At 48.0% G+C, this 8441-nt stretch carries 5 protein-coding genes; 4 read left to right on the forward strand and 1 reads right to left on the reverse strand.

Annotated features, from left to right (window positions below; all coding sequences use genetic code 11):
- The first annotated feature begins 353 nt into the window (after positions 1-353).
- Both FP815_03705 and fbaA read left to right on the forward strand, forming a co-directional pair.
- Positions 354-1370, forward strand: coding sequence for a WYL domain-containing protein (locus FP815_03705; GenBank protein ID MBA3014042.1), 1017 nt, complete (start codon positions 354-356; stop codon positions 1368-1370).
- A gap of 333 nt (positions 1371-1703) precedes the next feature.
- A complete protein-coding gene (gene fbaA / locus FP815_03710) occupies positions 1704-2783 on the forward strand; it encodes a class II fructose-bisphosphate aldolase (GenBank protein ID MBA3014043.1) in 1080 nt (359 codons plus the stop codon).
- Between the two features lie 286 nt (positions 2784-3069).
- Here the strand turns inward: fbaA and tilS are convergent, their stop codons facing one another.
- A complete protein-coding gene (gene tilS / locus FP815_03715; protein MBA3014044.1) occupies positions 3070-4521 on the reverse strand; it encodes a tRNA lysidine(34) synthetase TilS in 1452 nt (483 codons plus the stop codon).
- A gap of 243 nt (positions 4522-4764) precedes the next feature.
- Between tilS and galU the strand changes: the two genes are divergently transcribed.
- Together galU and priA are read left to right on the forward strand one after the other, a co-directional pair.
- Positions 4765-5655 carry a UTP--glucose-1-phosphate uridylyltransferase GalU gene (galU, locus tag FP815_03720; GenBank protein MBA3014045.1) on the forward strand — a complete coding sequence of 297 codons (891 nt, stop codon included), beginning with the start codon at positions 4765-4767 and terminating at the stop codon, positions 5653-5655.
- A gap of 137 nt (positions 5656-5792) precedes the next feature.
- A complete protein-coding gene (gene priA / locus FP815_03725) occupies positions 5793-8246 on the forward strand; it encodes a primosomal protein N' (GenBank protein MBA3014046.1) in 2454 nt (817 codons plus the stop codon).
- Positions 8247-8441 lie beyond the last annotated feature (195 nt).

Genomic DNA, 8441 nt, shown 5'->3' on the forward strand with positions numbered 1-8441 from the left:
ACCAATTTACCATAACGCATCCCGGCTTTGGGCCATCTTTGGTCGCGACTCAATCACAAAATCCTCGACGTAGCGCTGCTACGCCTGCGGTTTTGTTCAATCGGCGCAACCAAATCTGACCCAGATCCGGGCGCGATCCAGTAAATTGGTATTTTCCGAGCCCCTTACTATAATCCAAGTCACTATTGACCAAGCCTCTTGGATACAGTTATAGATGACCCACTACCCCATTTAGTGTCCTAGTGAATTATTTTTTAGAAAATAGTGGCCGGATGGCCACCGGCCTCGTTTTCGTCAGACTATAAGCGGAATAACTACTCTGGCTGCCATCAATGCCAATGGAGACAATCTTTATGGGCGATCAACTTTTTCTTGAGCGATTTGTCTGGTTCGACAATGAGATCCGTAAACAGCATTATCCAAACGCATCTAATCTGGCGGAGCAATTCGAGATCACGATTAAAACCGGGCAGCGGTGTATTGAGTACTTCCGTGATCGACTCCTTGTTCCCCTGGAATATGATTTTTTCAAAAAAGGGTATCGTTACACTGATCCTTCTTTTCAACTGCCAGTAACGCGTATTTCTGAAGAAGAACTTCTTGCCCTTCTTATCTCGCAAAAACTCATTACCGAAGCATCCGCCGGTTCACTTGGCGATGAGTTGGGGCGAGTATCCAAGCGACTTGGCTCATTGCTGGCCGCTAATCTTCCAGGACGAGCGCATCCTGAAGATGCCTTTTCGTTCAGGTGGAAGAATATCAATCCCACTGACCCTCGCATTTTTAAGGTTGTTACTTCAGCCCTGTTACAGGGACGGTTGCTTACTTTCAACTATCATTCGCCATCCGCAGTTCATGATGTGGTGCGCACTGTAGAGCCACATCATATGGTCAACTACATGGGCAATTGGCATTTGATCGCATTTTGTCATCTCCGCGTTGAGTGGCGTGATTTTTTACTCGGTCGCATGACCAACTGCGCAATGGAGAATCGTGAGTTTACAATTCGAGAGAGGGAAGAGTGGCAACCGTTCCTGCAAAATACCTTTGGTATTTATCAGAACCGATCGAGTTTCGATGTAGTATTGCGGTTTACGCCGGAACGTTCACGGTGGGTCAAGGAAGAGGTGTGGCATGAACGCCAGATCGAAGAGGTCCAGGCAGACGGTTCACTTATTCGCACCATCCCTGTCTCTCACGAGGTTGAAATAATGATGGAGGTGTTAAAGCATGGATCACAGGTGGAGGTACTGAAACCACAATGGCTGAGAGATAAGGTGATTGAAGAGATGAGAGCTGCTGTGACAAATTATCTCTACGCGGATAGCGCGAGGGGGGGGATGATGCCTGCTCAAGTTGATCAGCATTAATATTGATAATCTCGCAAGAAAAATCACGGGTGGCGCTGGTGTTAAAAGACTGATCAATTGTTAATGTCTGTCGAGAAGGTTCTTGTTGCGAAATCAAAAATGCTGTATCATTTATGTGGCTATTTGTTGCTGATATTGTTGATTTTTTCTAACTTAGAAGCAGCGCATCATCTGAATGTTTACGATTTTTGATAGAACAAAACAGAGAAAGTCTTCAGTTAGTTATTTTCCCTGTGACTGGGGATTATCATCACATTGTTGAATCTAGCGCCCTCCTTACCCGTTCAATGAGTATTACTTTATCCAATCTTTCAGCTAAAAAAGGAATCCACTATGACAGAAAAAATTCTCGATCTTGTCGCACCAGGTGTCGTTACCGGGGAAGATGTTCAAAAGATCTTTGCTCATTGTAAGGCCAACAACTTTGCACTTCCTGCGGTCAATTGCGTTGGCACTGATTCTATCAATGCGGCCCTTGAGGCTGCGGCTAAAGCCAGATCGGCGATCATTGTTCAATTTTCGAACGGTGGCGCTCAGTTTATCGCCGGTAAGGGACTTTCCCTTGAAGGCCAGCAGTCTCATGTCCTTGGCGCCATCTCCGGCGCTCTCCATGTATACAATGTGGCCAAGCATTATAGGGTGCCGGTCATTTTGCATACCGACCACGCCGCTAGAAAATTGCTGCCCTGGATCGACGGGTTGTTGGACGCGGGTGAGAAGCATTACACCCAAACCGGCAGTCCGCTGTTCAGTTCCCACATGCTGGATCTATCGGAAGAGAGCTTGCAGGAAAATGTCGAAATCTGCAGCACTTACTTGAAGCGCATGGCACAGATGGATATGACGTTAGAAGTCGAGTTGGGATGCACTGGAGGTGAGGAGGACGGTGTCGACAACACGGGGATGGATCATTCTGCGCTGTATACTCAACCGAAAGATGTGGCATATGCCTATGAAAAGCTGAATGCCATCAGTCACCGTTTTACTATCGCCGCCTCCTTCGGCAATGTTCATGGGGTCTACAAGCCGGGGAACGTCCAGTTAACCCCGATCCTCTTGGATAACTCGCAGAAGTATGTTTCGGAGAAATTCGGTGTCCCTGCCAATTCGCTCAATCTGGTATTCCATGGTGGATCCGGCTCATCACCTGAGGAAATTCGAGAATCAATCAGATACGGCGTGGTTAAAATGAACATCGACACTGACACCCAGTGGGCATCATGGGCCGGCATCATGGGTTACTATAAGAAGAACGAGGGTTATCTTCAGGACCAGATCGGCAACCCGGAAGGAGAGGATAAGCCCAACAAGAAATATTACGATCCGCGGGTCTGGCTCCGGGCCGCCCAGGTGAGTATGGTGACCCGTTTGGAACAGGCTTTCCGGGAATTGAATGCTGTTAATACCCTCTAGGAGCCTGTCGGACTTAGACATAAATCTACTGCAAATTCGTGAAACCGGCCCATATCCCCATGAATTTTCGTTAAATAGCCCTGCTATTCGCCTCAAAGTCATGAATATCTGGTCACGATTTCACGAATTTTCGCTACGACTCTCTAAGTCCGACAGGCTCCTAGAAAATCGGACGAAACAGGACTTGTTGTTCTACTGTGAAGAATCGTTAATATTTATCTTCTGTTTCCACGAGCGGAACTGAATGTTTTGATTTGATCGAACTCGCTAATAACGTGTTGTTTTTTCATCTCGCCAGCGGAAGAGCAGAATTCCTTTCTGTGGTGATTACTGTGATTTTTAGTAGGGTGGTGGTGGAGTCTGTTATTTTGACATGATCATCAATACAGAATCCCAGGATGGCGATAATCTGATTATTACAGGTGGCTATGGGGACGGTGTGTCTTTGTTGATGGGGGATTTTTTTTGCGCTTAAAATCGCCGAGACTTTCTTGGTGTTATTGGAATTTCCTCCGAGGGGGCAGAGTTTGTCGTTGGGAAGCTGATTCCGGATAGTAAGTGGAAACGAGATCTTTGCCGCATCGAAAAAGTCGGCGGGATCGTTTTTTATTGAATCACTATTTGTTCGCTGTGACAGTGATTCAACGAGAATCCTTGCCCCGGTTTCAGCAATCGTATATCGACCCGGACCTTCGATACGGAGGGAGAATGAACATCCTGTGTTAACTAATGGTGCACGGCAGGATTTTTTTCCCCACGGGTAGAAAAGTTGTAAAGCGTTTGTCGAAGCGATGGCTCGTAAGCCATGGCTTAGGTGGATTTGGCCGCTGCCTTGTGATGCAAGCGCCATCAGGCTTTCGATATGCTTGTATCGGGGTTTTGTGTGCATATGAATCAGCATCTTTTCAAGTATGCGGCGAGCAATGGCTATCGGAAGTGTATTGAAGTCGGTGCGTTTAATAATAGCGCTTGGCAACTCAGCTAAAGTATTCTCGCTAACGAGACGGCAATACCAGTCTTGTGCCATTGTGTCTAAAAGGGTGTCTTCCTCCTGAAGAATGGCCGCTGTCTGTCGTAAGGTCTGGGAGATATTGGGATTGAAGGTGGCAAGATAGGGCAGAAGGTCTAAGCGAATCCGGTTGCGGAGATAGCGCCGATCAGTGTTTGAAGCATCAGTGGCAAAGGGAATCCCTTTATCATTAAGGTATTGGATGAGGCGATTTTTTTCGATTGTAAGCAGAGGTCTGACCACTCTGCCGTCACGAAGGAGTGCCATCCCCGACAAGCCTTTCCGTCCTGTGCCCCGAATCAATCGTAGAAGGATTTCTTCTGACTGGTCATCGGCGGTGTGGGCTACTACAATTTTGTTGGCGCCTGTATCCTTAGAGAGCGTGTCAAAAAATGAGTAGCGGAGGTTGCGGGCAGCTTCTTCAGTTGAGATGCCATTATTTCTGGCATATGGTGAGACGTTAAGCTGAGAGACGTGGCAGTCAAGGCCTAACGATGTTGACGCTTGTCGGACCATATTTGCTTCTGTGTCAGCCGCATCTGGTCGTAAGCCGTGATCGGCATGGCCTACGATCATGGTGATGCCAAGATCTGGGGCGAGTGTGGCCAGCAGGTGGAGTAAGGCCATTGAGTCAGCCCCTCCTGAGACACCAATTACAAGATGGTCACGCTGGTTGAACAACCTGTTTTTCAGACAGAAGGTTAGGATCGCTTTCTCAAGGGGGTGCATGGTGTATTATGGCAGATACGCAGCGCCTAAGTTTTGATGAGTGCGGTGATATCCGGGTAAAATGTTGACCCTTTGCGAATCAACAGGTATCAGTGATGATTGTTATTAAGGGTAGTTTCTATTCACAATAGAAAAATGTGGATACATTCCAAGTTAATCGGCTATAATTTGCCGCTGCATTTCTTGATATAGTATCAATATTGATTGAATTTTCTTTAAACCTTATTTCTAGGTGTTAATCCAATGAAAAAATCAAAACAGGCTCAACAAATCCGCAAGGCAGTTATCCCTGTCGCAGGAATGGGAACCAGATTTTTACCAGCGAGTAAAGCCATACCTAAGGAGATGCTGACCATTGTTGATCGGCCGACAATTCAATATATTGTCGAGGAAGTTGTCGCCTCCGGTATTGAGGAGATCATTTTGGTGACCAGCGCTGGAAAATCAGCCATTGAGAATCATTTTGATTATAATTACGAACTTGATACCATGCTTGAGAGTAAAGGCAAACTAAGAATCTGTGAGGAGTTGCGGCATCTTGCCAATTTGATTGATATTGTTACGGTGCGTCAAAAAAAACCGTTGGGTCTTGGGCATGCGATCTGGACTGCCAGAAACGTAGTCGGAAACGAACCGTTCATGGTCTTGCTGGGCGATGACTTGGTTGAGTCTGATGTGCCGTGTGCCAAGCAGATGATGACTCTTTATAATGAAGTTCAAGAATCCATTGTGGCCATTCAGACTGTCCCTATGGATCAGACCTATCAGTACGGTATAGTCGAAGGAGATCTTCTCCGTGATCGAGTGTATCGAGTTAATCGATTGGTGGAGAAACCAGCGCCGGGCACGACTAATTCCAACTTGGCAATTATTGGCCGTTACATCCTTCACCCTGAAGTATTCGACATGCTGAGTAAGACTACTCCAGGTCATGGAGGAGAAATTCAGTTGACCGATGCCCTTCTCGCCCTTTCGAACAAGCGATCCATGTTTGCCTATGAGTTTGAGGGTAATCGCTATGATGCTGGGGATAAACTCGGCTATCTGAAGGCGATTGTCGCTTTTGCCATGCGTCATCCTGATCTGCGGGAAGAGTTCTGCAAACATATTAAAGAAATCTCGACCAGGCTTTAATCGATTCACAGAAATTCTGTTGGTGTTGGTTACAAGATAATAGCCAGAATATCATTTTCCCTGCATTTGTTCCTGTGTGAGTGAGGTGCTGGATGGCAGCGTAACTTTCTCATTTATTAAAGGATTTATTGTGAGTAATGGCCTATCTTGAAGTGGCAGTGGCCTCTCCCATTGCCAATACACTCACCTATCTTGAACCGGTGAACCAGGCGCTTTCTCCGTGTCCGGGGCTGCGAGTTCTCGTGCCCCTCGGAAATCGTCAGGTGACGGGATATGTTCTTTCCTGTGTTGATGCCTTGCCGGAAAACAATAATTTTAAGATTCGTCCCATTATTGACTATCTTGATGATGAGCCGTTGTTTCCTGCGACGATGGTGCTGTTTTACCGTTGGCTTGCCGATTATTATCAGTATCCCATTGGCGAAATTATTAAAGGCGCCCTGCCAACTGGGTTAGCGCCACAAAGTGGTCGCCAGGTAATGATGACCCCAGTTGGACGCTCTGTATTTGAAACCTGGCCTGAGATAGAGTGGCCTGGCTCCTGGTTTGCCAGATTCCTTCGTGATGGTAAGATTACAGGCGCTGTGGTTCGCAAGTTGTGGCGAACCAAGGTTCAACGACTTCTTGAACGATGGGCAGATCAAGGTTTGGTTGAAATTCATGCGATTATTCCCGCTGACAGGGTTAAGGAAAAGCTAGAACTGTGCGTTCGACGTGCCGAGGATAGAGGGCAAGACGAGCGAGAGAGCCTTAAACGATCAGAATCGCGTCTGGTCGATTTGATCGATGAACTTAGTCGTGAAAGTAATTGTCCCTGGGTGGCGGGCAAGGAACTAGGCAAGCGGTATGCCGGTTATCGTAAGACTCTTGTCTCGTTAGAAGAACAGGGGATTCTTGTTGCCGAGGAGCATGCCGTTTATCGTGATCCTTTTGGAGAGTTGCCCGCATTTTCTGCTAAACCAGATTTTTTAACCGATGATCAGCAGGCTGTCCTTGCCGTCTTGGCTCCTGCGCTTCAGGTCCGTCGTTATGCCCCGTTCCTTCTCCATGGCGTGACTGGCAGCGGGAAGACGGAAGTGTATATGCAGGCAGCAGCCCTTACCGTGGCTCAGGGGCGTCAGGTGTTGGTGTTGGTTCCAGAAATCGCATTGGCAACTCAGCTTGAAGGAAATTTTATCTCCAGATTTGCCGATCGTGTCGCCATTCTTCATAGCGGACTCAGTGACGGGGAACGTTTTGACCAATGGCGTCGTATCGCCAGCGGCCAGGCTTCAATTGTTATTGGTGCGCGTTCCGCCCTCTTCGCACCTCTGGCCGACCCTGGTTTGATTGTCGTTGACGAAGAGCATGACGGCGCTTACAAACAAGATGATGGCTTCCGTTATCATGCCCGAGATGCTGCGGTCATGCGGGCAAGTCAAGCCCAGGCCGTGGTGCTGCTGGGCTCTGCCACCCCTTCAATTATTAGTTTTACCCACGCCACGACCGGCAAATATACCCATCTCACTTTGCCGAAGCGGGTGGCAGATCGTTCCTTGCCAGATGTTGAGATTGTCGATCTCAAGGCCGTGCCGACTGTTTCTGGTAAACCGCCAATTTTTAGTCCCCAGTTGCTCTGCGCGATTAAGGATAATTTTGCCGCCGGGGATCAGACGCTTGTTTTTCTAAATCGCCGTGGTTTTGCCAATCTTGTCTTGTGTCGCGGGTGTGGCCATACTCTCCAATGTGGGCATTGTCATGTGAGTTTGACATTGCACCAGAAGAGCGGTCAATTGGTCTGTCATTATTGCGGATTTTCAATGAACAGCGCTGCCGTCTGCCCCAAGTGTCAATCGGCAGATCTTGCTTCTGTTGGCGTTGGTACCGAGAGGATTGAAGATGAGTTGCAGCGTCTGCTTCCCAAAGCCCGCATTGCTCGTCTTGATCGTGATACCGCAACCTCACGGACACGGTACCTGAGGATATTAAAGGCCGTTCATCAACGAGAGATTGATATCTTGGTGGGAACCCAGATGATTACCAAGGGGCACCATTTTCCCCATGTTACTTTGGTCGGTGTGGTATGGGCTGATGCTGGACTCGGTATGCCCGATTACAAGGCAGGGGAGAGGACTTTTCAGCTCTTGACCCAAGTGTTCGGCCGGGCAGGGCGGGGCGAAAAACTCGGGCGGGTGGTGGTGCAGACTTACCACCCCGAGCATTACAGCATAGCTACCTCACAAAATAACAATTATGAGACCATGTATGCAGAAGAGATTCAGATGCGGCGGGCTCTGTCTTTTCCCCCGTTTTCGCGATTAGTCAATATTCGAATTGAAGGTCCTAGTCAGAAGGATGTCGAAAAAGCCGCGCAAAGTCTCGGGAGATTAGCTAGAGAGCAGGCGCGTAATGGATCGGTGAGCGTTTTGGGTCCGGCGCCGGCGCCGATTGCAAAGATTCGAGACCTTTACCGCTGGCAGATGTTGTTGAAAAGTTCAGATTTAAGAGCCCTTCATAGCCTCAGCGCTTATCTTGCTTCACAGAAGCCTTCAACGCTTGGTAGTTCTACTGTGAAGTTGCAGGTAGACGTTGATCCCGAGAGTATGATATAAGTAAAGGGAAACGACGTGCGAACGCTGTGTTTCTTATTGTTTTGAAATATAATTGTAACTATCCACCTTCTGACCCAGAAAGGTGCCGAAGCCCAGAACCGTAACTGTTCAGCAGTGCCGCAGATGCTAGGCATCGGCCTGCGATGTGTGCTTTTCGCACATGAGCAGGCCGATAACAACGCAGATGTGGCACTG

The sequence above is a fragment of the Desulfobulbaceae bacterium genome (assembly GCA_013792005.1).
Classification (GTDB): domain Bacteria; phylum Desulfobacterota; class Desulfobulbia; order Desulfobulbales; family VMSU01; genus VMSU01.

Excerpts from the sequence above, each read along its gene's own strand:
- FP815_03705 (MBA3014042.1), top strand. The coding sequence starts at position 354 with ATGGGCGATCAACTTTTTCTTGAGCGATTTGTCTGGTTCGACAATGAG.
- fbaA (MBA3014043.1), top strand. The coding sequence starts at position 1,704 with ATGACAGAAAAAATTCTCGATCTTGTCGCACCAGGTGTCGTTACCGGG.
- tilS (MBA3014044.1), bottom strand. The coding sequence starts at position 4,521 with ATGCACCCCCTTGAGAAAGCGATCCTAACCTTCTGTCTGAAAAACAGG.
- galU (MBA3014045.1), top strand. The coding sequence starts at position 4,765 with ATGAAAAAATCAAAACAGGCTCAACAAATCCGCAAGGCAGTTATCCCT.
- priA (MBA3014046.1), top strand. The coding sequence starts at position 5,793 with ATGGCCTATCTTGAAGTGGCAGTGGCCTCTCCCATTGCCAATACACTC.